The organism is Actinomycetospora straminea (genome assembly GCF_028737255.1).
In the GTDB taxonomy this organism is placed as follows: Bacteria; Actinomycetota; Actinomycetes; order Mycobacteriales; family Pseudonocardiaceae; genus Actinomycetospora; species Actinomycetospora straminea.
In genome coordinates this window covers 120365-146196 of the sequence record NZ_JAQZAN010000005.1, presented here as the reverse complement: position 1 = coordinate 146196, position 25832 = coordinate 120365, and the positions used below count along the sequence as shown (strand labels likewise).

The following is a 25832-nucleotide window of genomic DNA, read 5'->3' as shown; positions in this document are numbered from 1 at the left end:
GTCCGGAGCGCGCGGAACCCCTCGTCAGCCGTTCGCCGCGCAGTCCTCCGGATGCGCCTCGCAGTGCGGCGTCGTGCCCGGGAAGGCGCCACGGTGGTCGGCCACCCAGCGGTAGGCCCACTCCTGCACGCCGCCGGTCGCGCGGTAGAGCAGGGAGGGCAGCGGGGTGCCGGTGATCTCCGAGAGCACGGCGTTCACGGCGTCGGCCGCGCTGCGGCGCACGCCGTCGCGGCCGCGCCACTGCACCGCCTCGCCGCACTCCTCGACGGTCGCGCCGACCGAGGCCGGCACGCCGGCGGCCTGGTAGGGCTGCACGTCGATGCGCCCGCGCCGGTCCAGCACCCGCAACCAGTCGACGCAGCGCGTGCAGAAGCCGCACCGGCCGTCGAAGACGAGGCGGCCGGTCGTGGTGTCGGCGGAGCCCATGGACCCAGCGTGCCAGCGCGTCGCCGTCGCGACCGGGTCAGGAGCCGCCCGGGCGGTAGGTCCCGAAGCTCCACACGTTGTCCTCGCCGTCGACCGCGGCGTACTCGCGGGAGCCGTAGGGCTGGTCGGTCAGTCCCATGGTCACGGTGGCGCCGGCGGCGACCGCGCGGTCGTGGTGGCCGTCGACGTCGTCGACCACGACGTAGATCACCGCCCGGCCGGTGGCGAAAGCGTCGCCTTCGCGGCGGGGGCCGAGGAGGACCGCGCCGCCGCCGTGGGTGAGCTCGGCGTGCTCCACGCTGCCGGACCCGCCGCGGTGCTCGGCGGCGACGGTGAAGCCGAACGCGTCGCGCAGCAGCGCGATCGCCGCGTCGGGGTCCCGGTAGCGCAGGGTCGGGTGGATGCTCATGGCGACGACGCTAGGAGCCGGCCCGCGCCGCGTCTTGGACGTCGGGGAACCCCGCCCGCCACTCCTGCACGTAACGGCTGGGCGTGCAGCCGGCGAGGTCCCGGAACTCGCGCACGAGGTGGGAGTGGTCGGCGAACCCGCACCTCGCGGCGACGTCGGCGATGGTGTCGGCGCTGGTGTCGGCGACGCGGGCGCTCGCCGGTCCGGGCACGAGCAGGCGCGCGGCCTCGCGGAAGCGCAGCACGCGTCCGGCGGTCGTCGGCGTGAGGCCCACCTGGTCGCGGAAGCGCGCGGAGAGGTGGCGCCGGCTCCAGCCCGTCTCGTGGGCGAGCGTCGCCACCGCCACTCGCCCGCGTGCCCCGGCCAGCCGCGCCCAGGCGTGCGTGACCGCGGGGTCCGGCCGGGTGCGCGACCGGTCGATCAGCTCGCGCAGCACGGTGTCGACGAGGGCGAGGCGTTCCGTCGGCGGCGTGTCCGCGAGGCGCTCGGGGAGCGCCGCGAGCGCCGGCTGGTCGAGGGCGTCGAGGGGGACGATGCGGTTGGTCAGCGCGGAGGTCGGCCGGTCGAGCAGGCGCAGCACGCCGAGCGGGGTGAGGTCGACCTGGACGCCCTGCTGGCGCCCGGCGAACGCGGTGACGACGGCGCCGTCGTGCATGCCCGCGAGGAACGCGGCGTGGCGGGCGCGCCCGCCGGGTCCGGTCAGCTCCAGCGGGTCGGCCCAGGCGAGGATCAGCGTGCACGCGCCGTGCGGCGCCTCCCGGCGGCGGAGCGGCGCCGACGTCGCGACCTCGTCGTACGGCTCGTACCGCCGCACGACGCCGGCGAGCGCCGGGTGCGGACGTCGCCCGGTCGAGGTCACGTTGGCAGCCTGCCAAAAGCGGGGTGGAACGGATACCGTCCGGCCCGTGACGGGACAGGACGGGACAGGTCGGGAGGCCGCGACGCGGGTCGTGGTCGTGGGCGCGGGCTTCGGCGGCATCGCAGCCGCGATCGAGCTGCGCGAGCACGGGATCACCGACGTGGTGATCCTCGACAGTGCCCCCGAGATCGGCGGCACCTGGTACTACAACAGCTACCCGGGCGCGGCCTGCGACGTGCCGAGCCATCTGTACTCGTTCTCGTTCGCGCAGCGCAGCGACTGGTCACGGCTCTGCTCGCCCCAGTCGGAGATCCTCGAGTACCTCCAGGGCGTCGCCAAGGAGTACGGCCTCGGCGAGGTGTTCGTGCCGGACGTGCGCGTGGACGCCGTCCGGCTCGACGAGACGACGATGACCTGGACCGTCGAGGCGCAGGACGGGCGGCGCTGGGAGGCCGACGCCGTCGTGCTGGCCACGGGCCAGCTCAACACCCCCGCCATCCCGCCGATCCCGGGCGCCGACGACTTCGCGGGCCCGGCCATGCACTCCGCGCGCTGGGACCACGACGTCCACCTGGCCGGCAAGCGCGTCGCGGTGGTCGGGACGGGCGCGAGCGCGGTGCAGTTCGTGCCGGCCATCGCGCCGGAGGTCGGGAAGATGACCGTCTTCCAGCGCAGCGGCAACTGGTTCTTCCCGCGCAGGAACCGCTACTACCCGCCCGCGATGCGCCGGGTCTTCCGCGCCGTGCCGGGGATCATGCGCACGCGCCGGTTCCTGCTCAAGGGCTACCTCGAGTCCCTGACGATCATGATCCGGCACCCGCGGACGGTCGGGCGGGCCGGGCGCGTCTACTCGACGTTGTTCATGCGCCGCCAGCTGCGCGACCCGGAGGTGCGGCGCAAGGCCTGGCCGGACTACACGTTCGGGTGCAAGCGGATCCTCTTCAGCTCGCACTACCTGCCCGCGCTCCAGCGCGACAACGTCGAGCTCGTCACCGACCGGGTCACCGAGATCGACCCCGACGGCGTGCGCACCGAGGACGGGCGGCACCACCCCGCGGACGTGCTCATCTGGGGCACCGGCTTCAAGAGCACCGACTTCATGTTCCCGATGGACATCGTCGGGCGGGGCGGGCGCACGCTGCAGGAGGAGTGGGGGCAGGGGGCGCACGCGCACCTGGGCATGACGGTGCCGGGCTTCCCGTCGCTGTTCGTGCTCTACGGGCCGAACACCAACACCTCGGGCGGCTCGATCATCGTGTTCCTCGAGGCGCAGGTGGCCTACGTGCGCCAGGCGCTCGAGGAGACCGCGCGCCGCCGCGCCGCGGCGCTCGAGGTCCGCCGCGACGTCGAGCAGGCCTTCGACGAGCGCCTGCAGGCGGAGTTCGAGGGCACGGCGTGGACGCAGTGCGACTCCTGGTACCGCGACGAGTCGGGGCGCATCGTCGCCAACTGGCCGCGCTACATGGAGGAGTACGTCCGGGCGGTGGCGCGGCTCGACCCCACGGACTACGAGTTCATCCCCCGCCGCCGGGCCGAGTTGTCCACAGGGCCTGTCCACACTGGGGACGAATGACAGCCGTGTCATTCCGACCCCGGATCCGGGCCCTGTCTAGGGTCTGGGCATGCTGCGGCGCTCCGAGATCGAGCTGAAGACCTCCGGTGAGGTCGACGCCATGCGCGAGGCCGGTCGCGTCGTTGCCCGCTGCCTCGACGCGGTGCGCGCGGCGGCCGCGCCGGGCGTGACCCTGACGGAGCTCGACCGCGTCGCCCACGACGTCATGGACGACGCCGGCGCGGTCCCCGCGTTCCTCGACTACCACCCGCACTTCGCGCCGAGCCCGTTCCCCGGCGTCATCTGCGCGAGCGTCAACGACGCGGTCGTGCACGCCATCCCCGGCTCCCACCGGCTCGCCGACGGCGACCTGCTGAGCATCGACTGCGGCGCCTTCCTCGACGGCTGGTGCGGCGACGCCGCGTTCAGCGCGGTCGTCGGCGCCGACGCCGACCCCGCGGACCTCGCGCTCATCGCCACCACCGAGCGCGCCCTGCAGGCCGGCATCGCCGCCGCACGCCCCGGCGGGCGCCTCGGCGACATCGGCGCGGCGGTCAGCGCCGTCGCCCGGGAGGCCGGCTACGGGATGCTCGCCGACCACGGCGGGCACGGCATCGGGCGCGCGATGCACGAGTCGCCGCACGTCCCCAACGAGGGCCGCGCGGGGCGGGGGATGCGCCTGCGTCCCGGGCTGGTCATCGCGATCGAGCCGATGCTGCACGCCGGTGGCGAGGACGACTACGTCCACGACGAGGACGGCTGGACGCTGCGCACCGCCGACGGCAGCCGCGCCGCGCACGCCGAGCACACGGTCGCGATCACCGCCGACGGCCCGCGGATCCTGACGCTGCCGTAGCTACGACTGGCTGGACGCCCGCCGCTGGTCGTCCTGCGGCGAGTCGCCCTGCGACGAGCCCTCGCGCGGGGCGTCGGCACGCTCGCGGTGCGCCTGCTCCCACTCGGAATCGTCGCGCGCGGCGTCCTGCCCGCCGTCCGACGACGGCTTGCGCCGCACCCCGCGCCGGTCGAGGCGGTGCAGCTGCCCGTTGCCGTCGCGGCCCCAGTGGGTGCCGTGGGAGTCGGTGAACCGCATCTCGGGCACCGCCGGCGCCGAGTACAGCTCGTCGCGGCTGACCTCGCCGTGCCCGAACGGCAGCGAGTGGATCTCGTCGCTCGCCGGGGGCAGCAGCGCCATCGAGACGCTGTGCTGCTCGTCGCTCGAGGGCAGGCTGAACAAGCAGCGCACCTGGAACACCGGGGAGTCGCCGCCGTTGTGGACGACGATCACGTAGTCCTCGTCCCGGTCGTGGCGCGTCCCCTCGTCGAGCCAGGCGGTGACGCCCTGGGCCTGCTGCTCCTGGCGGACCTCCACCTGGTCCTTGCGGTTCAGCATCATGATCCAGACGTAGGCGGCGAAGCCGAGCAGGGAGCCGGCGCTGCCGATCGCCGACACCCACTGGGCGGCGAGCTGGGACGTGCTCATGGACGGAGGTCACCTCGGGGAGACGGAGCGGGTCGTGTGCGCACAGGTGCCCGGGCGTGCCGCCGTCTACGCTCCTGCCCGTGAGTGCCTCGTGAGCGCTGAGCCCACCTCGTCCGAACCGTCTGGCCCGTCGGGCCGCCGGCCCGCGCCGGACCCGCCGCGGCCCACCCCGCCCGCCGGGGCGACGCCGGGCGCGCTCGTGCGCTGGAGCATCGACGTCATCAACAGCCACGACGCCGCGTCGCTGCGCCAGGCCTACGCGCCCGACATCCGCGTGCGCTTCCCGATGCGCACCGTCCGCAGCGCCGACGAGCTCGTGGCCTGGTGGGCGAGCGTGTTCACCGCCGTCCCCGACCTCACGATGACGATCGAGGGGATGGCCGAGCAGGGTGAGGGCCGGAGCGGCGAGGTCTTCCTGCGCTGGCGACTCACCGGCCACCACACCGGCGGCGACTGGGAGGGCATCGCGCCCTCGGGCGCTCGCCTGGACCTCGACGGGATGGACCACGTCGTCGTCGAGGACGGCCACGTGGCCGGCAACTTCGTGGTCTTCGACCAGATGCAGTTCGCCCGGCAGATCGGCCTGCTGCCCGCCGACGGCTCCCGCCTCGACGTCGGCCTCAAGACCGCGTTCAACGCGCTGGCGCGGCGCCGCGCCCGGCGCTAGCTCGCGGACTTGGCGGTGCCGGCGGTGCCCGCCGTACCGGCGGTGCCCGCCGTGCCGTCCTTGCGGCTGCGCCCCTGGGTCCCGCCGCGGCCGCGGAACTCCACGCCCGCGTCGACGAGCAGCCGGCGGACCCGACCGATGCTGTAGCCGGTCTCGGCGCAGATCTCACGGATGCTGGCGCCCTTCTGGTACCGCTTGAGCAGCTCGTTGCCCAGTTTGGTGCGCTCCGCCCCCGTCACCCGCTGGTTGCGCGCCAGCTCCGGTGTCTTCGCCATGCGGGGAAGTATCACAGCGCGTGGCCGAATGTCGCCACTACCGGCGATTACCCCTGAGTCAAGCGGTCGGGAGCGTACTGCGAACGAGATCAAGGTCCGTCCGACGGCCGAGTGTCGTGACTTGCAGTGATCGAATCTGTTCGGCCGTGTACTACCTGTAGGCGGGGTACTGCCGGCCGCGCGGCGCGACGTCCTCGGCGGACTCCGCACCCCAGCTCGTCCACCCCGGGCGGGCGTAGCGGGCGAACATCTCGAGGTACGGCCCGGGCGAGCACGCCTCGATGAGGTCGTACGCCTCCTCGGGCTTGCGGGAGTGCTCGCGCTTGCGGGTCTCGATCATGTTCACCTGCCGCCGGCCCGGCTCCAGCGTGCGCAGCGAGCCCCGCACGCCGAACAGGATCAGCTCGGTGACGTTGCGGAAGTAGAACCCGACGCCCCGCCCGTCCGGCCCGCCGTCCTTGCGCCGCTTGGCCCAGACGAGGTTGCTGACGTACCGGAAGCCCCAGCCCTGCATCACCGCGAGCCCCTCGGGCAGCAGCGCGTTCGGCACCCACAGGTAGAGGTGCGCGTTCGCGGAGACGACGTCGGCCACCGGCAGCGAGGCGATCTCGGCCGCGGACATCGTGTCGTAGCGGTCGAGCCGCCGGTGCTCGGGCGCGACCTTGCCGGTGCGGTTGGTGAACCGCCACGGCGGGTCCGCGTAGACGCAGGACCAGCCGCCGGCCGTGCGGGGGAGCGCGAGGCTCTGCAGCGGTGTCGCGTCCGCGCGCAGGGGCGCCGCGCGGCGGGATCGCGGGGGCGCGGGCTCGGGCGCGCCGGGGTCGTCGGGGCTGATCTCCGCCGGGATCTCGGTGCTGATCTCTGCCTGGATCTCGGTGCTGATCTCTGCCTGGATCTCGGTGTCGATCTCGGCGCTGCCGGCGTCCGCCGCCAGGGTCATCGTCTCGGGCCTCCTCGCCGGGGTCGGGGTGGGCGGGACGCTAGCGGCGGGGTCCGACAGTGACCGGTCGTGCGCCGGGTGCCCGCTCACCAGCTCACCCCGTCGGTGAGCATCCACGGTGCCGGGGCCTCGGGGCGCGCCGGCTCGCCGTCAGCGGGCACCCAGCAGCGCCGGGAGATCGCGACGGCGAGCAGGGGGCAGCCGCCGGCGTCGCCGCGCGTCATCCGGGACTCCAGCTTGCCGAGGTGGGTGGTCGTCGACGTCGACAGCCGGCTGCGGACCTCGTCGTCGCTGCGCCCCGCCGCGCGCGCCAGCTCGCGGGCGAGGTCGCGCAGGTCGTCGTGGGTGCGGGTGAGCAGGACCGCGCCGTCGATGAGGCCCGCGTCGTACAGCGCCCGGTAGGCGGAGATGTCGCGGTCGAGGTTGCCGTCCTTGGCGTTCCACTCGACGTCGAGCGCCACCCGGCCCTTGACGTTGTCGACCTTGTAGCCCTCGTTGACGACCTCGCTCTCGCGCACCGTCACCCCGACCTCCCCGGCGGGGGCCCACGGCTGGACCTGCAGCCGCGAGGTGACGACGGTGTCGACGCGCCCCTCGCGCCACCCGCGCGACCGGAAGGCGGCGTTGAGCCGCGCGGCCAGGCGGGACTCGTTGCCGCCCGCCTCGACGAGGTCGGCGGTGGTGAGGGCGAAGTCGGAGAGCACCGCGCAGATCTCGGCGAACTCGTCCGGGCTCGTGGCCGCGAGCACAGCGGCGGCGTTGCGCGTCTCGCGCAGCTCGTAGCGCTCGACGACGCCGGCCGGCAGCGCCGTGGTCCAGCTGCCCGTGAGCTCCATCGACGCGCAGTCTGCCGTACCGGCATGCCGCGTCCGGCCCGCGGGAGCGTGTCGCCTAGGGTCCCCCGGATGGGTCACGACGGCGCGCGGGGAGCTTGCTGACCGATGACCGCCACGGCCCCGCTGCCCACCGTCGTCCCGGTCGCCGTCGGTGCGGGCGCGTCTTCGCCGGAGCCCCGCACCGCCTGGCGCCCCGTGCTGCTGCTCGCCGCCGCCGTCGCGGTCGTGCACGGCGTCTGCTCGGCCTGGTACGGGGCATTCGGCGACGAGCTCTACTTCCTCGCCGCCGGCCGGCACCTGGCCTGGGGCTACGCCGACCAGCCGCCCCTGGTGCCGTGGCTCGCCACCGCGCTGGACCACCTGGCGCCCGGGAACCTGGTGGTGCTGCGCCTGCCCGCCACGCTGGCCACCGCCGGGCACGTGGTGCTCGCCGCGCTGCTCGCCGCGGAGCTGGGTGGTCGACGCCGGGCGCAGCTGCTCGCCGGCGCCGCGATCGCGATCTCGCCGTTCCTGCTCGCGACGGGTCACCTGCTGGCGACCTCGACGCTCGACCCGTTCTTCTGGACCCTGCTGCTCTGGCTGGTCGTGCGCTGGATCCGCACGCGCCGGGACCGCCTGCTGCTCGCGGCGGGACCGGTGCTCGCGGTGGCCCTGTTCGGCAAGTTCCTCGTGCCGGTCCTCGTCGCGGCACTGGCGGTCGGCGTGCTGGTGGCCGGCCCGCGCCGCCTGCTCGCGCGGCCGGCGCTGTGGGTCGCGCTGGTCGTCGCGGCGGCGTCGACGGTGCCGACGCTGCTGTGGCAGGCCGCGCACGGTTGGCCGCAGCTGCGGATGGGCGCGGTGGTCGTGGGCGAGGGCGGCCTGACCGGCAACCGCTGGTCCTTCCTGCCCTTCGCCGCGTGGGACGTCGGGCTCGTCCCGGGCCTCGTGCTCGCCGGTGCCGGGCTGTGGGCGCTCCTGCGCAGCGACGCCCTGCGGCCGTGGCGGGCGGTCGGGATCGGGGCCGTCGTGACGATCGCGGCCATGGTCACGGTCGGCGGTCGGCCGTACTACGTGATGGGCCTGGCCGCGGTCCTCGTCGCCGCCGGGGCGGTCGCCCTGCAGGACCGGGCGCCCGCGCGGTGGTGGTCCTGGACGGTCTCGGTCCCGGCCGTCGTCGCGTCGGCGCTGGTCGTCGCCGTCCTGGCGCTGCCGCTCGGGCCGGCGTCCTGGCGCGTCGAGCGGGGCGACTTCCTCGCCTCCGGGCAGGTCGGCTGGCCGAGCCTCGCCGCCGACACCGCCGCGGCGTACCGCGCGCTGCCGCCCGGCGAGCAGGCGCGCACGACGGTGCTCGCCTGGTCCTACTGGTACGCCTCGGCCCTCGACCGGTACGGGCCCGCCGCCGGCCTGCCGCCGGTGCACAGCGGCCACCGCGGCTTCGGGTTCTTCGGCCCGCCGCCCGACACCGCCACCACCGCGATCCTCGTCGGGCCGGTCCGCGGGGCCGACCGCTTCTGCGCGACGGTCACGCCCCTGCCGCCGCACCGGGACCCCACGGCCAACGCCGTGATCAACGGCGACGTCCCGCTCGCCCTCTGCACGCCCCGCGCGCCCTGGTCGGCGCTGTGGCCGTCGATCGTGGACATGCACTAGGGCGGTCATGATGGGCCGGTGAGATCGCGCGCGGGGCTGACCCCGGTCGTCGTGCTCGCGGTCGTGGCCCTCCTGCTCACCGGGTGCTCGCGCCCGGGCGGCGGTCCCGGACCCGGGGCGGGTGCGCCGCCGATGGGCACCAACGGCGCGCCGGTGCCGGCCCTGGACTGGCGGGCCTGCGGTGGAGGCCAGTGCGCCGACGTCGTCGTGCCGCTCGACTACCGCCGCCCGGGCGGCCCGACGATCACCCTCGCGGCCCTGCGGATGCCCGCCACCGACCCCGCCGCGCGGCTCGGCACCCTCGTCGTCAACTACGGCGGCCCCGGCTCCCCGGGCACGGCGAGCCTGCGCCGCCTCGCCGGACGCTTCGAGGCGCTGCGTGCCCGGTTCGACCTGCTGACCATCGACCCGCGGGGCACCGGGGGCTCCGCGCCGGTGACGTGCGGGCCGTTCGGGGGCGAGCGGGTGCCCGCGCCCGTCGGCCCGGCGCGCACGCCCGCCTTCTGGGCCTCGGCCGCCGAGCCGGGGCGCGCCTGCCTCGCCGGCACCGGGGAGCGCCTCGGGCACCTGTCCACGGCCAACGCCGCCCGCGACGTCGACCTCGTCCGCCAGGCGCTCGGCGAGGAGACGGTGAGCCTCTACGGCTACTCGTACGGCACGTACTCCGCGGCGACCTACGCGAACCTCTTCCCGTCCCACACCCGCGCGATGGTCCTGGACGGCAGCCTCGACCTCGTCGCGAACGCCGCGGGCGCGCCGGGCACCGAGCGGCTGCCGGTCGACGTGCGCGCCGGGGTGAGCGAGGCGTGGGAGGAGGCGTTCGGGGTCGCGCTCGACGGGTGCGCCGCCACCCCGACCTGCCCGCTGGGTCCCGACGCGCGGGCCCGCGCCACCGACGTCGTCGCCGCCGCGGCCGCCGGGACCCTGCCCGGCACCACGTCCGCGGAGCTCGTCGCGCGCATCGACCGGGCGCTGCAGACCGAGGGCCGGCTGCCGGGGCTGATGCGCGCGCTGGCCGCCCTGGCCCCGGGCGCGCCGCCCTCGGGCGGGCGCGTCCCGCTGCCCGCACAACCGTGGGCGCCGGAACACTCGCCGTCGTACCTCGCGATCCAGTGCACCGACAGCGTCACGCCGTCCGCGGCCGACATGGACGCCGCGGTGGTCGCCGAGCAGGCCGCGCACCCGGTCGTCGGCGCGTCGACGGCGCTCAACCACGCCATGTGCGTCGGCTGGCCCGCCATCGACCCCGACCGCTACCTCGGCCCGTGGAACGCGCCCCTGGCCGCGCCGGCGCTGCTGGTCAACTCGCGCTACGACTCCACGACGCCGCTGATCGACGCCCGGGCCACCGCGTCCCAGCTCGCGGCCGCGCACGTCCTCGTCGTCGACGCCATCGGCCACACGACCCTCGACGCCCCCAGCCGCTGCGCCACCGAGGCCTACACCGCCTACCTGCTCGACCCGCGCGTCACGCCCCCCGACCGGTGCCCTGCGGGCAGGTGAGCAGAAAAGAGTGCCCCAGCACTCCTTTCTGCTCACGAGCGCCGGAGGCGCACCTGATCAGTCGTCCTCGCGGAGCACGACCTCGGGCAGGTAGCCGTGCTGGTAGAGCCGCTTCTCCCGGACCATCGGCGAGAACAGCGCCGCCATGAACAGCGTCGAGAACAGCACGAACAGCGGCAGCGTGACCCGCAGCCACGCGGGCCCGGGCAGCAGCGCCAGCAGCGCGGCCGGCGTGGCCTGCACCGCGGAGCGGCCGAGGTGGCGCAGGAACCACGTCCGGCAGGTCAGGTCGTGCAGCACCCACGGGGCGTACCGCACCGGCAGCCGCGCCCCGAACGCGTACCCGAGCCAGCGCAGGACGCCCGGCCTCATGAGCCCGTCGCGCTCCCGACCGCCCGCCCGACCGCCCGCTCCCGCGACCGCAGGCCCAGCGCGGTCGCCGCGAGCTGGGCCAGGTGCACCGGCTCGGAGCCGGCCTCGAGCTGGCGGATCTGGGTCCGGCACGAGAACCCGTCGGCGAGCACCGCGGTGTCCGGGTCGGCGGCGCGGACCGCGGGCATGAGGCCCCGCTCCGCGCACGCCGTCGAGACCTCGTAGTGCCCGTCCTCGAACCCGAAGTTGCCGGCGAGCCCGCAGCAGCCCTCGTCGAGCACCTGGGTGTCGACGCCCAGTGCGCCCAGCACCGCGCGGTCGGCGTCGAAGCCCATCGCCGCGTACTGGTGGCAGTGGATCTGGGCGAGCGCCTTCTGCCCGGTGGCGACGACGCCGGCGCGCAGCTCGTCGACGTGGGCGGCGAGCACCTCGGCGAGCGTGCGGGTCGAGGCCTTGAGCCGGACCGCGTCCTCGTCGTCCTCGCCGAGGAGCTCGACGACGTCCTGGCGCAGCGCCGCGGTGCACGAGGGCTCGAGCCCGACGACCGGGACGCCGTCGTCGAGCCACGGCTTGACGACGTCGAGGCTGCGCCGCACGACCTTGCGCGCGGTGCCGAGCTGGCCGGTGGTGTGCCAGGTCAGCCCGCAGCACACGCCCCGGTCCGGGAGCTCGACCCGGTAGCCGAGGTGCTCGAGCACCGCGATGGCGTCAAGCGCGAGGTCCGGGTCGAACGCCGAGGTGAACGTGTCGGGCCACAGCAGCACGCGCGGGCGCGGGCTGTCGTGCCGCGCCGGGTGCGGCCCCGCGAGCCGGCGCAGCGGCGTCGGGGCGAGCTCGGGGATGTCGCGCTGCGGGGCGATGCCGCCGAGGCGCTTCGCGATCGACGCCAGCGCCGGCCGACGCGCGAGCGCATTGGCCAGCCGCGGCACACCCGGCACCGCGGTGGCCAGGCGCAGCCAGCGGGGCAGGTGGCCCATCGACCAGTGGCTGCGCGGGCGCTCCCGCGCGCGGCCCGCGTAGTGCTGGGCGAGGAACTCGGCCTTGTAGGTGGCCATGTCCACGCCGACCGGGCAGTCGCGCTGGCACGCCTTGCAGGACAGGCACAGGTCGAGGGCGTCGCGGACCTCGGTGGAGCGCCAGCCGTCGGGCACGAGCTGGCCCGACGCCATCTCGAAGAGCATCCGCGCGCGCCCGCGCGTGGAGTGCATCTCCTCGCCGGTGACGCGGTAGCTCGGGCACATGTAGCCGCCCGAGTCGGTGATGCACTTGGCGACGCCGATGCAGCGCCGGCTCGCGCGGGTGAAGCTGCCGCGGTCGTCGGTGTAGTGCAGCTCGGTGCGCGGGCCGATGGTGGGCACGCCGACGAAGACCTTGAGGTCGTCGTCCATCTTCTTCGGCTCGACGACGCGGCCGGGGTTCATGCGGCCCTCGGGGTCCCAGACGCCCTTGAACGCGCCGAACGCCTCGATGAGCTGCGGGGAGTAGGTCCGCTCGAGCAGCTCGGCGCGGGCCTGGCCGTCGCCGTGCTCGCCGGAGACCGATCCGCCGTGCTCGGCGACGAGGTCGGCGGCGTCGAGCAGGAAGGCGCGGAAGTTGGCGAGGCCGGGGCGGGTGAGCAGGTCGAAGTCGATGCGCACGTGCAGGCAGCCGTCGCCGAAGTGCCCGTAGTAGGCGCCCTGGCGCCCGTGGCGGCGCAGCAGCGCGTCGAACTGGCGCAGGTAGGCGCCCATGCTCGCCGGCGGGACCGCCGCGTCCTCCCACCCGGGCCACGCCTCGCCGCCGTCGGGGGAGCGGGTGACGATGCCCGACCCGTCCTCGCGGACCTTCCACAGCGCCCGCATCTGCGACGACTCGGAGACGACCTTGACGCTGGCGCCGTACTTCGCCATCTCCCTGCCGATGGCCGTCGCCTTCGCCTCGGCCTCCGCGCGGTCGGCGCCGCCGGTCTCGACGTAGAGCCAGCCCTTGCCCTCGGGCAGCTGCTCGGGGGTGCGGTCGTCGGGCCGGCTCGCGCGCAGCGCCCCGATGACGCCGACGTCGACGCCCTCGATGGTCAGCGGGGCGTGCTCGCGGATGGGCATGACGTGGTCGGCGGCGGTGTAGGCGTCGGGGAACCCGAGCACGCACAGCGCCCGCACCGGCGGCGCTTCGACCAGCTCGACGGTCGCCTCGAGGATCGTCGCGCACGTGCCCTCGGTGCCGACCAGCGCGCGGGCGAGGTCGACGCCGGCGTCCTCGAGGAGCTGGTCGAGGTTGTAGCCGCTGACCCGCCGGGTGAGGCCGTCGACGACGAGCTCGTCGCGGATCGTCGTCTCGTACCGGTCGCGCAGCCGCGTCAGCTCGCGGTAGACCTCGCCCTCCCGGCCGGGCCGCTGCCCCGCCGCGGCGAGGTCGGGGGTGCGGCCGACGGTCATCCGCGTCCCGTCGGCGAGCAGGACGTCGAGCTCGCGGACGTTGTCGACGGTCTTGCCCCACGCCACCGAGTGCGACCCGCACGCGTTGTTGGCGATCATCCCGCCGAGCGTGCAGCGGTTGTGCGTCGACGGGTCGGGGCCGAAGGTCAGGCCGTGGGGCCGCGCGGCCTCGCGCAGGTCGTCGAGGACCACACCGGGCTGCACGCGGGCGGTGCGGGACGCGGGGTCGATCTCGAGGACGCGGTCGAGGTGGCGCGAGAAGTCGAGGATCAGGGCCTCGTTGACCGCCATCCCGCCGATGCTCGTGCTCGCCCCGCGCGGCAGCACCGGCACCGCGTACCGGCGCGCCACGTCGACGGCCGCCTCGACGTCGTCGAGGTCGACGGGCTGCACGACCCCGAGGGGCACGTGGCGGTAGTTCGAGGCGTCCGCGGACCACATGGCCCGGCTCGCGGTGTCGAAGCGCACCCGCCCGCGCACCGCCGAGCGCAGGTCCTCGGCCAGCAGGGACTCGGCGGACGAACGGCGCATGGTGGTCATCGGGGTCAGTCTGCGCCGGTCGCGGCGCGGGCGCTGCTCGGGGTGGCGGGTCGACGCAGCGAACGGGCGGTTCGCGGCGTCTACGCGCGCGAACTCCCCGTTCGCACCGTCTCGAGGTCCGCGACGTGGGTGCGGGGCGCGCGGTCGAGCAGGCCGGTGGCGGCGTCGGGGGCGTCGAGCAGGACGAGGTCGGCGCGGGCGCCCGGCACGACGTCGTGGACCCCGTCGTGGACCCCGTCCCCGATCAGCGCCGCCGCGTCGCCGGTGACCATGTCCAGCAGCGTGTCGAGCTCCACGCCCTGCATGTGGCCGAGGGTCAGGGCGGCGTCGAGCGGGTCGCCGGTGCCGAACGGGGTGAAGGCGTTGCGGACGTTGTTCGACGAGCACGCGACGCGCACGCCGGCGTCGCGCAGCTCGCGGACCGGGGCGGAGGCGCCGACGAGGTAGAGGTCGGTGGGCGGGAGGACCGCCACCCCGACGCTCGCGGCGGCGAGCGCGTCGGCAGTGCGGCGCCGCCGGTCGGGGTCGAGGCCGGCGAGGGTGGTCACGTGGCCGAGGACGACGCGGCCGCCGAGCCCCGCCGCGCTCGTCATCGCCGCGATCTCGGCGGCCAGGTCGTGGCGCGGGTCGGTGGCACCCCCACCCGCCCCGGCGGCGAAGTCGGCGTGGACGTCGACGGGCACGCCGTGCCGCTCGGCCAGGGCGAGCACGTCGCGCACGTGCTCGCGGCAGGCGTCGACGTCGTCCTCGGCGTAGCTGCAGGCCCCGAGGACGTCGGCGCCGCGGGCCAGGGCCTCGAGGAGCAGGTCGCGGGTACCGGGGCGGGCGGCGATGCCCTCCTGCGGGAACGCGACGACCTGGAGGTCGACCGCCCCGCGCCACGCGTCGCGGAGCTCGAGGAGCACGTCGAGGCTGGTCAGGCCCACGGTCGGGTCGACGTCGACGGGGGTGCGGACGCGCGTGACGCCGGCGGCGTGGGCGCGGGTCAGCAGGTCCGTGGCGCGGGCGCGGACGTCCTCGGCGGTGAAGGTCTGCTTGCGCTCGGCGGTGCGGGCGACGGCGTCGTCGAGCGAACCGACGACCTCCGCGCCGAGCATCGCCTTGTCGAGGTGCAGGTGCGGCTCGACGAGGCCGGGGAGGACGACCCGTCCGTGGCCGTCGAGGACTGGTCCGGGGTGCTCCAGCCCCGGGCCCACGGCGCCGATCCGTCCGTCGGTGACCGCGACGTCGACCGGGCCGTCGTGGTGACGGGTGCGGACGTCGGTCAGGAGGTAGGTGTCGCGAGCAGCCACGACACGTCCGTACCCGCGGCGAGCTCGACCGGCTCGTGGCCGCGGCGGAAGAGGCGGGCGGTGTAGCCGTCGAGGGTGAGGGTGTTCTCGTGGTGGAGGAGCCACGCGCCCTCGCGCAGGCCGACGACCGCGACGGCGTTCTCCTGGTGGAACTCGTGGAGCCGCTCCTCGCGGGTCTCGCCGCGGTGGGTGGAGCGCGGGTCGGGGTCGAGGTAGTGCGGGTTGATCTGCACGGGGATGCGCCCGACGGCGTCGAGGCCGCCGGGGTCGACGATCGGCATGTCGTTCGTCGTCATGATCGTCGGGCAGGCGAGGTTGGAGCCGGCGCTCGCACCCGCGTAGCGCAGGTCGTCGCGCTGGCGCAGGGCCGCGAGGACACCGTTGTCGCCGGTGCGCCGGCGCAGGCGGAAGGTGTTGCCGCCGCCGACGAAGACGGTCTCGCGGTCGGGGTCGGCGTCGCGGATCGTGGCCGCCGGGTCAGGTTCGCGGTGCAGGCCGCGGACGTCGACCGGCCCGAGGACGTTCATGAGGGCGTCGCCGACCAGGCGGGTGTAGGCGTCGAGGTCGTCGCCGGCCCAGGCCGCGAACCACATCGTCCGGTCACCGAGGTGCGCGCGCAGCGGCTCCGCGGCGTGCGCGAACGGCACCGCGGCCCCGGGCGGGCGGGAGTTCGAGAACAGCAGCGCGTCGGCGGGCACGCCGCGATCCTCGCCGCCTCCCCGGGCTGGCCGGCGCACGGGGTGGTGCCAGCCTGGCGTCCACGCTGACACTGGATGTCAGTTTCTCCACCAGCTCGGCCGGCCGGTGATCGTGGTGGGTTTGCTGGCGTCCAGTGCCAGCGTGGACGCCAGGCTGACACGCGCCGCGTGGCATCCGCGAGCGAGGATGTGGCGATCCTGGTGATGGACGCCAGGGATGCCGCATCGCTCGCACCCGGGCCTCAGCCGCCGGCGACGGGGGTGCGGGGCGGGACGGTGGGGGTACCGAGGGGGACGAGGCGCAGGGCGCCGGGGGCGTCGGCGGGGACGACCGGCGAGCGCGGCGCCACGGGTTCCACCCGGCGGTACGCCGACCCGAGCGGCGGGCGGGGGTCGGCGTCGCCCTTGTTGGGCCAGTACGCCATGGCCCGCTCGGCCTGCGCGGTGATCGTCAGCGACGGGTTGACGCCCAGGTTCGCCGAGAGCGCCGAGCCGTCGACGACGTGCAGCCCGGGGTGCCCGTAGAGGCGCTGGTAGCCGTCGATCACCCCGGTCTCCGGGGAGGCGCCGATCGGGCAGCCGCCGATGAAGTGCGCGGTCATCGGCATGTTCACCGCCTCGCCCCAGGTCCCGCCCGGGTCGCCGTCGATGATCTCCGCCATCCGCCGGGTGGTCTCGTTCGCCGCCGGGATCCAGGTCGGGTTGGGCGTGCCGTGGCCCTGCCGGGACACCAGCCGCCCGAACCGTCGGCGCACGATGATCGAGTTGTCCAGCGACTGCATCACCAGCGCGATCACGGTGCGCTCCGACCAGTGCCGCTTGTCCAGCGAGCGCGCGAACGTGCGCGGGTGGCGGGCGATCGCGCCGAGCAGCCTGAGCAGGCGCGGCACCCGGCCGCCACCGTCGGTCATCAGCGTCGTCAGCAGGCCCATCGCGTTCGACCCGTAGCCGTAGCGGCAGGGCTCGATGTGCGTGTCCTCGTCCGGGTGCCAGGACGACGTGATCGCGACGCCGCGGGTGAAGTCGCGGGGTCCGCCGCGTTCGGGCGCGCGGTGGGCCGTTGCGCCGACCAGCGCCTCGGAGTTGGTGCGGGTGAGCTCGCCGAGGCGCCGGGAGACGCGGGGGAGCACGCCGGTGTCGCGCAGCCGGTGCAGCAGCGACTGCGTGCCCCACGTGCCGGCCGCGAGCACGACCTGCTCGGCGGTGTAGGTGGTCCGCCCGCGTCCCCGGGTCGCGCGCGTCTCGACGACATAGCCGTCCGCAGAAGGCCGGACCGTGCGCACCGTCGTCTCCGGGTGCACGACCGCGCCCGCCCGCTCGGCGAGCGCCAGGTAGTTGGTCTCGAGGGTGTTCTTGGCGCCGTGGCGGCAGCCGGTCATGCACTCGCCGCACTCCAGGCAGCCCGTCCGGGCGGGCCCGGCGCCGCCGAAGAACGGGTCGGGCGACGTCACGCCCGGCCCCTCGCCGAAGTACACGCCGACCTGGGTCGGGGTGACGGTGTCGCCGCGCCCCCGCTCCTCGGCGACCTGCCGCATCACCACGTCCGACGGCGTCACCGACGGCTGCGCGACCACCCCGAGCATGCGCGTGGCCTGGTCGTAGAACGGGTCGAGCTCGTCGCGCCAGTCGGTGATCGACGCCCACTGCGGGTCGCGGTAGAAGGCGTCGTTCTTCGGGCGGTAGAGCGTGTTCGCGTAGTTCAGCGACCCGCCGCCCACGCCCGCGCCGGCGAGCACCACGACGTCGCGCAGCACGTGGATGCGCTGGATGCCGTAACAGCCGAGGCGCGGCGCCCAGAGGAAGTTCCGCAGGTCCCACGACGTCGACGGCAGCGTCGCGGGCGTGAAGCGGCGCCCCGCCTCGAGGACCCCGACGCGGTAGCCCTTCTCCGCGAGCCGCAGCGCCGTGACGCTGCCCCCGAACCCGGACCCGACGACGAGCACGTCGTAGTGGACGGCGTGTGGTGGCACGGCAGGAACCTAACCCGCCGGTAGCTGTGACGTGAAGTCACAGGTAGACGACGTCACCCTGATCTCGATAACCTCCCCGAGCTCGTCACCGTCACCGCCGAGCTCGACCTGCGCGCCCGCCGCGACCCGTCGGTTGCGCGCGGTGGTCGACCGGCAGGAAGCGGGCTGGCGCGAGGTGCTCGTCGGGCTCGTCGCGACGATCGACGCCGACGACGACCCCGTGGCGCGCACGGAGCTCGTGATCGCCGCGGTCAAGGGCGTGCGCCTCGTGCCCGACCTCGCCCCGACCGCGCCCCGACCGTGCTGGCCCGATGACGGGAGCGACGCCGTGACGGACGGACCGACGGTCGCGGTGATCGGCGGCGGGATCGGCGGGCTCTGCCTCGCCCAGGGTCTGCGCGGCGCCGGCGTGCCCGTGACCGTGTACGAGCGGGACCGCGACCCCGCCGACCGGTGGGAGGGCTACCGCATCCACGTCGACCCGGCCGGCGCGCGCTCGCTGCGGGCGTGCCTGCCCGACCACCTCTGGGAGGCGTTCCTCGCGACGTCGGCGCCAGGCGGGCCGTTCGGGTTCGTCACCGAGCAGCTCGAGGAGCTCGTCGAGGTCGAGGAGGACATCGGCTACCCCGCGGCCGCCGACCCCGCCGAGGGCCACTACGCCGTCGACCGCCGCACGCTGCGCCGCCTCCTGCTCGCCGGGCTCGACGACGTCGTGCACCTCGGGGCCGAGTTCGTGTCCTACGAGATGGGCGACGACGCGGTGACCGCCCACTTCGCCGACGGCCGGCGCGTCACCGCGGACCTGCTCGTCGGCGCCGACGGCGTGGGCTCGCGGGTGCGCCGGCAGTTCCTCCCCGACGCCGAGCCGGTGCCCGCGGGCGTGGTCGGGTTCGCGGGCAAGGTGCCGCTCACCGAGGACGTGCCGGCGGTCCTGGCGCACGGCATGCACGTCGTCGCCGACGCCGGACCGGGCTCGCTGTTCACCGCCGCCTTCCGCCCGCCACCCGGGGCGCGCGCCCGGCTCGCCGAGGTCACCGGCCGCCCCGCCCCACCGGTCGACGAGCCCTACCTGCTCACCGCGTTCGTCACCGCGCCCGAGCACCTCCCGCCCGACCTCGACGTGCACGACGCGGACGACCTCGCCGCCCTCGCCGACGAGCTGACGCGCACCTGGCACCCCGACCTGCGCCGCCTGCTCGCCGCCGGCGACCCGGCGAGCCGCGGCGCGAGCGTCTTCCTCGTCGCGCCGCCCGTCCCGGAGTGGGAGCCCGCCCGCGTGACCCTGCTCGGCGACGCCGTGCACGCCGTCCCCGCCACCGGCGGCCTCGGCGGCAACGCCGCGCTGCGCGACGCCCGCCGGCTCACGCAGGTGCTCGCCGACGGCCCCGCCGACCCGGCCGGCCTCCTGGCCGCCGTCGGCGCCTACGAGGCCGACCTGCGCGAGCACGGCACGGCGACCATCCGCGACGCGCTGGCCGTCCGCGACCAGATGCTCGCCGGCGGCGTCTGGCGCACCCGCGTCGCGCGGGCGTGGTTCCGGCTCTGCGCCCGCTCGACGTTCCTGCGCCGGCGCACCTTCGCCGAGGAGAGCGCGGTCAGCCGCCCGCGGCCGTGGGAGCTCGCCGGCGCTGACCGTCAGGGGATCGGGGGCACCACTCACGGCACCACGACGACCTTGCCCACCGCCCCGTTCTCGACGGCCTCGTGCGCCGCGACGATGTCGTCGAGGGCGTAGCGGGTCACCGGCAGCGGCGAGAGCGCCCCGGCCGCGGCGCCGTCGGCGGTCCAGGCCGTCGCCTCCGCCAGCTCGTCGGCCGGCACGCCGTAGAGCAGCACGTAGCTGATCGCGGTGTTGGCGACCATGAGCCGGCGGGTCGGGATGACCGGGTCGTCGGGCTCGTTGGCGTACACCGCGATCACGGTGCCGGCGCCGCTGACCGCGAGGTCCAGTTCGAGGTTCGCGCCAAGCGCCACCTCGACGATCCGGTCGGCGTGCGGGGCGAACTCGCGCACCCGGTCGACGGCGCCGTCCTCGCGGTAGTTGACGACGAGGTCCGCGCCCGCCGCCCGCGCGAGCTCCCCCTTCTCCTCCGAGCTGACGGTGGTGACGACCCGCGCACCCGCGTGCTTGGCCAGCTCGATCGCGTAGTGCCCGACCGCCCCGGCCCCGCCGGCGACGAGCACCGTGGCGCCCCGCAGCGCCTCGCGGCCGTGCCCGCGCACGAGCAGGCAGTGCGCCGCGGTCACGGCTGGCACGCCGAGGCAGGCGCCCAGGTCGTCGGGCGCGTCGCCGGGCAGGGGCGTGGCCCGCTCGGCCGGGACGACCGCGTACTCGGCGGCCGTGCCGTAGCGGTTGCCGAACGCCGCGAGCTGCAGCCAGACCCGCTGCCCGGACAGTGACGTGTCGACCCCGTCGCCGACCGCGTCGACCACCCCGACGCCGTCCTGGTGCGGGATCTGGAAACCCTCGGGGTCCTGGCCGGTGAGGCCCGCGCGGGTCTTCCAGTCGGTGGGGTTCACCCCGGACCCGGTGATGCGCACGCGGACCTGGCCGGGCCCGGGCTCGGGGGTCTCGACGTCCTCGACCGACAGCACCTCGGCGGCCGGACCGGTACGGCGGTAGAGCGCAGCCTTCATGGCGGCCCTGTGCCCGCGATCGCCGGTTCTCTACCCGGCGGCGTCCCGCAGTTCGCGGAACGCCGCCGCCAGGGTGGCGGGCGTCTGGTGGGCGTTGAGGCCGCTGGGGTTCGGCAGCACCCAGAGCCCGGTGTCGCCCAGGGTGCGCTCCTGGCGGCCGGCGGCGGCACGACGGTCGCCGAACGCGACGCGGTAGGCCCCGATCCCGACGACGGCGAGCCACGCCGGGCGGACCTCGGCGACCAGGCCGCGCAGCCGCTCGCCGCCCGCGACCAGCTCGGCGTCGTCGAGCTCGTCGGCACGCGCGGTGGCGCGGGGGGCGACGTTGGTGATGCCGAGGCCCAGCGACGGGAGGAGGCCCTGCTCGGACGGGGCGAAGAGCCGCGGCGTGAAGCCCGACGCGTGCAGCGCGGGCCAGAAGCGGTTGCCGGGCCGGGCGAAGTGGTGGCCGGTCAGCGCGGACAGCAGGCCCGGGTTGATGCCGCAGAACAGCACGCGCAGCGGGGGGTCGTCGGGCCCGGGCAGGACGTCGGGGAGCAGCTTGTCGCGCGCGGCCTCGAGCTCGGCGGGAGACGGCACGCGGGGGAGTATCGCCGTCCCGATCGGCCGTTCGCGTCCCCAGGGCCGACGAGGCCCGGGATCCGTCGCCGGGCGCGCGGCGTCGAACGAGGTGTGGACGAACAGGACGGGCTCGGGGTGTCACCCGCGGCGCTGCAGGCCGCGGGTGCGGCGTGCGTGGCCGCGGCCGGGGCGGCGCCGGCGGACGGGCCGGCGGAGGGGGTGCGCGGGCTGGCGATCCTGCCCGCGGGGCGGGCGGCGCCGGCGGCCGCGGCGCTGGCGGACCGGTGGGAGGTGGCGGTCGGCCGGTGGTGCGACGACCTCGCCGCGCACGGGGCGGCGCTGGACCTCGCCGCGGCCGCCTACCTCGCCGGGGACGACGACGCGGCGGGCGTGCTCGGGGGCGGGGCGCGGTGACGCCAGCGACGCCGGCCCTCGCGGCGGTCCGCCTGCTCGCTGCCCGCGCGGACCTGGCCCGGCTCGGGGACGTCCTGGCCGGCGCGGTGCCGGACTGGCGCGGCGCCGCGGCCCGCGAGGCCCAGGAGGCGCGCGCGGCCCTGCGCCGGCGGCACGAGGACCTGCTCGCCGACGTCGACGGGGTGCTCGCCGCGCTCGGGGTCGCGACGCTGGCGCTGGCCGGCGGCACCCCGCCGGCCGCCGTCGACGCTGCGCTGGCGCTCGCCCTGGACGCCGCGGGCCGCGACGCCACCGGTCGGGATGCTCCGCACGCACCGCCGACCACCCCGGCCGGCGCCGTCGACCCCGACGGCGTCGCCCGGTGGTGGGCGGGCCTCGACCCGGCGGCGCGGGCGGCGCTCGAGCGCGACCGCCCGGCCCTGGTCGGCGGTCTCGACGGCCTGCCCGCCGCGGTCCGCGACCGCGCCAACCGCCGCCTGCTCGCCACCGAGCAGGGGCGGGCGCTCGCCGACGAGCGCGCCGCGCGGGAGCGCCTGGCGCGGGTCCGCGACCCGATCGGGCTGGTCACCGCCGCGTGGGAGCTGCGCGAGGTCCGGGCGCGGCTCGCGCGCCTGAGCGCGGTCGCCGCGGCCGTCGACGGCCCCGGGCGCGCCCTGCTGGACCTCGAGGTCGACCCGCGCCGGCAGGACGGCGAGGGCGTGCGCGCCGCCGTGGCCCAGGGGGACGTCGACACCGCCGCCCACGTCGGCGTGTTCACGCCGGGCTTCACCACCGGCGTCGACGAGCTCCCGCGGCGCCTCGAGGAGCTCGACGCCCTCGCCGCGAGCGCGGGCCCGGGGACGGCGACGGTCGCCTGGTACGGCTACGACGCGCCCCAGGTCGACGAGGTGGCCGACCCCGACCGGTCGGTGCTGGGGCGCGGCCCCGCGGAGGAGGGCGGGCGGCGGCTGGCGTCGTTCCTCGACGGGCTGGACGCCGCGCGCACCGGGCCGGACGCGCACGTCACGGCGGTCGGGCACTCCTACGGCTCGGTGGTCACGGCGGCGGCGCTCGCCCCGGGCGGCGCGGGCGGGGTCGACGACGTCGTGTACCTGGGCAGCCCGGGCGTCGGGCCGGCGCCGGGGCGCCCGCCGGGCCACGCGTGGGTGGTCGAGGCGCCCGGCGACCCCGTGGCCGACACCGGCTGGTTCGGGCCGGACCCCAACCGCGCGCCCGGCGTCACCGGGCTCTCGGCCCGCGAGGTCGCGCTGCCCGACGGGCGGGTGCTCGCCGGGTCCCACGGCCACGTCGGCTACCTGACGCCGGGCAGCACCAGCGCGACCAACGTCGGGGCGGTCGTCGGCGGGCGCCCGCAGGACGCGGTGCTCGACCGGGGCGTCGGCGCCGGCGACCGGCTGCGCCGGGTGTTCGAACGGTGAGCGGGACGCGAACGGCCCGCCCCCGGTCCTGGGGACCGGGGGCGGGCCGTGCCGACGAGGGTGTGGCCGGGAGCGGACCTACTCCTTGCCGCCGGTGGCGGGCTTGTCGGAGGAGGAGACCGCGCCGTTGGGGCTGCTGCCGGACACCGCGTCGGTGGCCGTGCGGGTCGGGACCTCCTGGCTGCTGGCCTGGCCCGGCGCGACGGGCGCCTCGGTGGTCACCGGGCGGGGACGCGGCGCGGGCGGCGGCGGGGGCGGCAGCTCCGGCTCGCGCCGGGTCGCCACGACGGCGATGCCCGCGCCGAGCACCGCGAGCACCACGAGCCAGAGGCCCCAGCGGCGGCGCTTCTTGGGCTCCTCGGGCTCGATGCGGGCCGCGAGGTCCTTGCGCACCGAGGTCAGCCCCTCCTCGAGCTGGCCGCGCACGGTCTCGCCGAGGTCGCGCAGCTCGTCGGCGCTGGTGGGCACGGCCGACTGCTCGAGCCGCTTGCGGGCGTCCTTGGCGTACGCCTTGGCCTGCTTGCGGGCCTCCTTGGCGGCCTTGTTCGCGCGCTTGCGGGTCTCCTCGCGGGCCTCCTGGGCGCGCTTGCGGGCCTCGGCCTGGGCCTCCTCGGCGCGCTGGCGGGCCTCCGCGCGGGCGTCGAGGACGCGCTGGCGGGCCTCGTCGGCCGCCTGGCGGACGTCCTTGCGCACCTCGGCGCGCTTCTTCTGCCCCTGCTTGCGGGCCTTCTCGCGCTCCTTGCGGGCCTGGTCGGCGGCCTTCTGCGCACGCTTCTCGGCCTGCTTGCGGGCCTTCTGGCCCTCCTTGCGCAGATCGTCCAGGTCCTCCCTGGCGCCGATCAGAGTCTTGCTGCTCAACGACTTCACCTCACTCGTCGGTGGGCGGCCATGATGCCCCCGGCCACTGGGGTGCAGGTGCCCGACCCGCCGGGACGTCACACCCGAGGGGCCCGAAGGGGCGGGGAATGTGACCGCTACTCCATTCGAAGGTCGTCACGTGAGGGGTGGCACGATGGCCGGGTGACCACCGCCGACACGCCGACCGCCACGCTCCACACGTCCCAGGGGGACATCACCGTCCGCCTGTACCCCAACGAGGCGCCGAAGACCGTCGCGAACTTCGTGGGCCTGGCGACCGGGGAGCAGTCGTACAGCGAGCCCAACGCCAAGGGCGGCAGCAGCGGCCCCTTCTACGACGGCACCATCTTCCACCGCGTCATCGCGGGGTTCATGCTGCAGACCGGTGACCCGACGGGCACCGGCCGCGGCGGCCCCGGCTACAAGTTCGCCGACGAGTTCCACCCCGACCTGCGCTTCGACCGGCCCTACCTGCTCGCCATGGCCAACGCCGGGCCCGGCACCAACGGCTCGCAGTTCTTCATCACCGTCGCGCCGACCACCTGGCTCAACCGCAAGCACACGATCTTCGGTGAGGTCGCGGACCAGAGCTCCCGCGACGTCGTCGACGCCATCGCGGCCACCGCGACCGGCCCGGGCGACCGTCCGGTCCAGGACATCGTGATCAACTCCGTCGAGGTCTCCTCCTGAGGAGCGGCTCCACCGTGAGGACCCCGTGACGGCACCGGGACCCGGCCCCGCGGCGGGTCCGGACGCGGCCCCGCACTGCGTGCGGCACCCCGATCGGCCCACCGCGCTCGCCTGCACCCGGTGCGGGCGGCCGGCATGCCCGGACTGCCTGCGCCCGGCGCCCGTGGGCGCGCACTGCGTCGACTGCATCGCCGAGGCGAACCGCGCCGGCGGGAACGTCCGCCGACCGCGGGCCGCGACCGGCGGCCGCCCGGGCGAGCGGCCCGTCGTCACGACGACGCTCGTCGTGGTCAACGTCGTCGTCTTCCTGCTCACGGCCGTCTCGGCCGGCAGCGTCTGGGACAACGTCGCCTCGCCGCTCGCGCAGGCCACGTGGCTCGTGCCCGCCGACGTCGCGGCCGGGCAGTGGTGGCGGCTCGTCACCTCGGGGTTCCTGCACATCGGCCCGCTGCACATCGCGGTCAACATGTTCGCGCTGTGGGTGCTGGGCCGGGACCTCGAGCTGGTCCTGGGCCGGCTGCGGTTCGCGCTGCTCTACGGGGTCTCGCTGCTCGGCGGCTCGGCGGCCGTGGTGCTCCTCGGCGAGCCCGACCGGCCGGTCGCCGGCGCGTCCGGGGCGGTGTTCGGCCTGATGGGCGGGCTGCTGGTCGTGCTGCGCCGCCTGCAGCTCAACCAGGGCCCCGCGCTGCTGACCATCGGCATCAACGTCGTCCTGAGCTTCACGATCCCGGGCCTGTCGCTGCTCGGGCACCTCGGCGGCCTCGTCACCGGCGTGCTCGTCGCGGTGGCCCTGGTGCACGGGCCGGCCCGGTCACGCCCGACCGCCGGGCTCCTCGCCGTCGGCGGGATCGCCCTGGTCCTGCTGGTCCTCGTCGCGGTCCGGGCCCTGACCCTGACCGGATAGGCGCCGCCCCGCCCGCGCCCGGTGGTGCTGGAGGGCGTCGGCCACCTCGACCGGGTCGGCGCCCAGCTCGAGGCGCCCCAGCACGAGCAGCCGCCCGGGGTCCGGGCCCTCGTCGCGGACGTCCACCTCGAGGTACGACGCGGGCAGGCCCATCCGGCGCATGCGCACCGAGCGCACGGCGTCGACGCGCGTCCACGGCCAGGCGTGGCGCCCGCCGATCCCGCGCAGGGCGAGCCCGTCGGCGTCGGCCTGCAGGCGCGGGCGGGCCAGCGCCCCGAACACCGCCGAGAGGCCCAAGGCGAGGGCAGCGAGGCCGGTGAGCAGGCGGCCCGGCGGGTCGGTGGCCGTCACCGCCCAGGCCGCGAGCCCGAGGGCGCCGACCAGGCCGAGCACCACGGCCGGCCAGGGGGCGGCCCAGGTCGTCGGCGGGTCCTCGCTCACCTGTCCACAGGGTTCATCCACAGCGGTGGACGAATGACATGGGT

The 25832-nt window shown here is 76.0% G+C and carries 26 protein-coding genes; 10 read left to right on the top strand and 16 right to left on the bottom strand.

Annotation, left to right across the window (positions count from 1 at the left end; translation table 11 throughout):
• Positions 1–24: 24 nt before the first annotated feature.
• The 3 genes from PH190_RS09660 to PH190_RS09650 are packed head-to-tail and all read right to left on the bottom strand — an operon-like array spanning position 25 to position 1694.
• Positions 25–426, bottom strand: a complete 402-nt coding sequence (locus tag PH190_RS09660) for a thiol-disulfide oxidoreductase DCC family protein (protein ID WP_274231290.1) — start codon at positions 424–426, stop codon at positions 25–27.
• Between the two features lie 37 nt (positions 427–463).
• Positions 464–835: a VOC family protein gene (locus tag PH190_RS09655; RefSeq protein WP_274231289.1), complete on the bottom strand. Its 372-nt coding sequence runs from the start codon at positions 833–835 to the stop codon at positions 464–466.
• A 10-nt stretch (positions 836–845) separates the two neighbouring features.
• Complete coding sequence (locus PH190_RS09650) at positions 846–1694, bottom strand: helix-turn-helix domain-containing protein (RefSeq protein ID WP_274231288.1); 849 nt, start codon at positions 1692–1694, stop codon at positions 846–848.
• A gap of 46 nt (positions 1695–1740) precedes the next feature.
• Between PH190_RS09650 and PH190_RS09645 the strand changes: the two genes are divergently transcribed.
• A complete protein-coding gene (locus PH190_RS09645; protein WP_274231287.1) occupies positions 1741–3267 on the top strand; it encodes a flavin-containing monooxygenase in 1527 nt (508 codons plus the stop codon).
• Between the two features lie 49 nt (positions 3268–3316).
• Positions 3317–4102, top strand: a complete 786-nt coding sequence (gene map, locus PH190_RS09640) for a type I methionyl aminopeptidase (RefSeq protein ID WP_274231286.1) — start codon at positions 3317–3319, stop codon at positions 4100–4102.
• Here the strand turns inward: map and PH190_RS09635 are convergent, their stop codons facing one another.
• Entirely contained in the window at positions 4103–4729 is a 627-nt protein-coding gene (locus PH190_RS09635) for a hypothetical protein (RefSeq protein ID WP_274231285.1), read from the bottom strand.
• Positions 4730–4820: 91 nt separating this feature from the next.
• Here PH190_RS09635 and PH190_RS09630 point away from each other — a divergent pair, with 91 nt between their 5' ends.
• A complete protein-coding gene (locus PH190_RS09630; RefSeq protein ID WP_274231284.1) occupies positions 4821–5396 on the top strand; it encodes an ester cyclase in 576 nt (191 codons plus the stop codon).
• On the opposite strand, the gene PH190_RS09625 is transcribed toward PH190_RS09630, so the two are convergent.
• The 3 genes from PH190_RS09625 to PH190_RS09615 form a co-directional block, all read right to left on the bottom strand.
• A complete protein-coding gene (locus PH190_RS09625; RefSeq protein ID WP_274231283.1) occupies positions 5393–5671 on the bottom strand; it encodes a helix-turn-helix domain-containing protein in 279 nt (92 codons plus the stop codon). The genes PH190_RS09630 and PH190_RS09625 overlap by 4 nt on opposite strands.
• Before the next feature lie 151 nt (positions 5672–5822).
• A complete protein-coding gene (locus PH190_RS09620) occupies positions 5823–6611 on the bottom strand; it encodes an MT-A70 family methyltransferase (protein WP_274231282.1) in 789 nt (262 codons plus the stop codon).
• Positions 6612–6697: 86 nt separating this feature from the next.
• Entirely contained in the window at positions 6698–7447 is a 750-nt protein-coding gene (locus PH190_RS09615; protein WP_274231281.1) for a BglII/BstYI family type II restriction endonuclease, read from the bottom strand.
• 105 nt (positions 7448–7552) lie between these two features.
• Between PH190_RS09615 and PH190_RS09610 the strand changes: the two genes are divergently transcribed.
• On the top strand, positions 7553–9076 hold the full coding sequence (locus PH190_RS09610; RefSeq protein ID WP_274231280.1) for a glycosyltransferase family 39 protein: 1524 nt from the start codon (positions 7553–7555) through the stop codon (positions 9074–9076).
• 18 nt (positions 9077–9094) lie between these two features.
• Positions 9095–10579 carry an alpha/beta hydrolase gene (locus PH190_RS09605; RefSeq protein ID WP_274231279.1) on the top strand — a complete coding sequence of 495 codons (1485 nt, stop codon included), beginning with the start codon at positions 9095–9097 and terminating at the stop codon, positions 10577–10579.
• Between the two features lie 57 nt (positions 10580–10636).
• Here PH190_RS09605 and PH190_RS09600 read toward each other — a convergent pair whose 3' ends face one another.
• The 5 genes from PH190_RS09600 to PH190_RS09580 form a co-directional block, all read right to left on the bottom strand.
• Positions 10637–10951, bottom strand: a complete 315-nt coding sequence (locus PH190_RS09600) for a DUF5313 family protein (RefSeq protein ID WP_274231278.1) — start codon at positions 10949–10951, stop codon at positions 10637–10639.
• Complete coding sequence (locus tag PH190_RS09595) at positions 10948–13905, bottom strand: FAD-binding and (Fe-S)-binding domain-containing protein (RefSeq protein ID WP_274231277.1); 2958 nt, start codon at positions 13903–13905, stop codon at positions 10948–10950. The genes PH190_RS09600 and PH190_RS09595 overlap by 4 nt, the downstream gene beginning before the upstream one ends.
• A gap of 80 nt (positions 13906–13985) precedes the next feature.
• On the bottom strand, positions 13986–15197 hold the full coding sequence (locus tag PH190_RS09590; RefSeq protein ID WP_274231276.1) for an amidohydrolase family protein: 1212 nt from the start codon (positions 15195–15197) through the stop codon (positions 13986–13988).
• Positions 15170–15895 carry a dipeptidase PepE gene (gene pepE / locus PH190_RS09585; protein WP_274231275.1) on the bottom strand — a complete coding sequence of 242 codons (726 nt, stop codon included), beginning with the start codon at positions 15893–15895 and terminating at the stop codon, positions 15170–15172. Before pepE ends, PH190_RS09590 begins: the two co-directional genes overlap by 28 nt.
• A 242-nt stretch (positions 15896–16137) precedes the next feature.
• A complete protein-coding gene (locus PH190_RS09580; protein WP_274231274.1) occupies positions 16138–17865 on the bottom strand; it encodes a GMC oxidoreductase in 1728 nt (575 codons plus the stop codon).
• Between the two features lie 142 nt (positions 17866–18007).
• Between PH190_RS09580 and PH190_RS09575 the strand changes: the two genes are divergently transcribed.
• On the top strand, positions 18008–19600 hold the full coding sequence (locus tag PH190_RS09575; RefSeq protein WP_274231273.1) for an FAD-dependent oxidoreductase: 1593 nt from the start codon (positions 18008–18010) through the stop codon (positions 19598–19600).
• On the opposite strand, the gene PH190_RS09570 is transcribed toward PH190_RS09575, so the two are convergent.
• Together PH190_RS09570 and mug are read right to left on the bottom strand one after the other, a co-directional pair.
• A complete protein-coding gene (locus PH190_RS09570) occupies positions 19522–20502 on the bottom strand; it encodes an NADPH:quinone reductase (RefSeq protein WP_274231272.1) in 981 nt (326 codons plus the stop codon). The genes PH190_RS09575 and PH190_RS09570 overlap by 79 nt on opposite strands.
• Before the next feature lie 30 nt (positions 20503–20532).
• Positions 20533–21081: a G/U mismatch-specific DNA glycosylase gene (mug, locus tag PH190_RS09565; protein ID WP_274231271.1), complete on the bottom strand. Its 549-nt coding sequence runs from the start codon at positions 21079–21081 to the stop codon at positions 20533–20535.
• Positions 21082–21174: 93 nt separating this feature from the next.
• On the opposite strand from mug, the gene PH190_RS09560 reads away from it, so the two are divergent.
• Together PH190_RS09560 and PH190_RS09555 are read left to right on the top strand one after the other, a co-directional pair.
• Positions 21175–21477 carry a hypothetical protein gene (locus PH190_RS09560; RefSeq protein ID WP_274231270.1) on the top strand — a complete coding sequence of 101 codons (303 nt, stop codon included), beginning with the start codon at positions 21175–21177 and terminating at the stop codon, positions 21475–21477.
• The gene (locus PH190_RS09555) at positions 21474–22895 is read left to right on the top strand and encodes an alpha/beta hydrolase (RefSeq protein ID WP_274231269.1); all 1422 of its coding nucleotides are present in this window, start codon (positions 21474–21476) and stop codon (positions 22893–22895) included. The genes PH190_RS09560 and PH190_RS09555 overlap by 4 nt, the downstream gene beginning before the upstream one ends.
• Before the next feature lie 78 nt (positions 22896–22973).
• On the opposite strand, the gene PH190_RS09550 is transcribed toward PH190_RS09555, so the two are convergent.
• Entirely contained in the window at positions 22974–23753 is a 780-nt protein-coding gene (locus PH190_RS09550) for a hypothetical protein (protein WP_274231268.1), read from the bottom strand.
• A gap of 162 nt (positions 23754–23915) precedes the next feature.
• Between PH190_RS09550 and PH190_RS09545 the strand changes: the two genes are divergently transcribed.
• Together PH190_RS09545 and PH190_RS09540 are read left to right on the top strand one after the other, a co-directional pair.
• Positions 23916–24443, top strand: coding sequence for a peptidylprolyl isomerase (locus PH190_RS09545; protein ID WP_274231267.1), 528 nt, complete (start codon positions 23916–23918; stop codon positions 24441–24443).
• A gap of 25 nt (positions 24444–24468) precedes the next feature.
• Positions 24469–25347, top strand: a complete 879-nt coding sequence (locus PH190_RS09540) for a rhomboid family intramembrane serine protease (RefSeq protein ID WP_274231266.1) — start codon at positions 24469–24471, stop codon at positions 25345–25347.
• Here PH190_RS09540 and PH190_RS09535 read toward each other — a convergent pair.
• The gene (locus PH190_RS09535; protein WP_274231265.1) at positions 25255–25788 is read right to left on the bottom strand and encodes a PH domain-containing protein; all 534 of its coding nucleotides are present in this window, start codon (positions 25786–25788) and stop codon (positions 25255–25257) included. The two genes, PH190_RS09540 and PH190_RS09535, sit on opposite strands and share 93 nt — an antisense overlap.
• Positions 25789–25832: the final 44 nt, after the last annotated feature.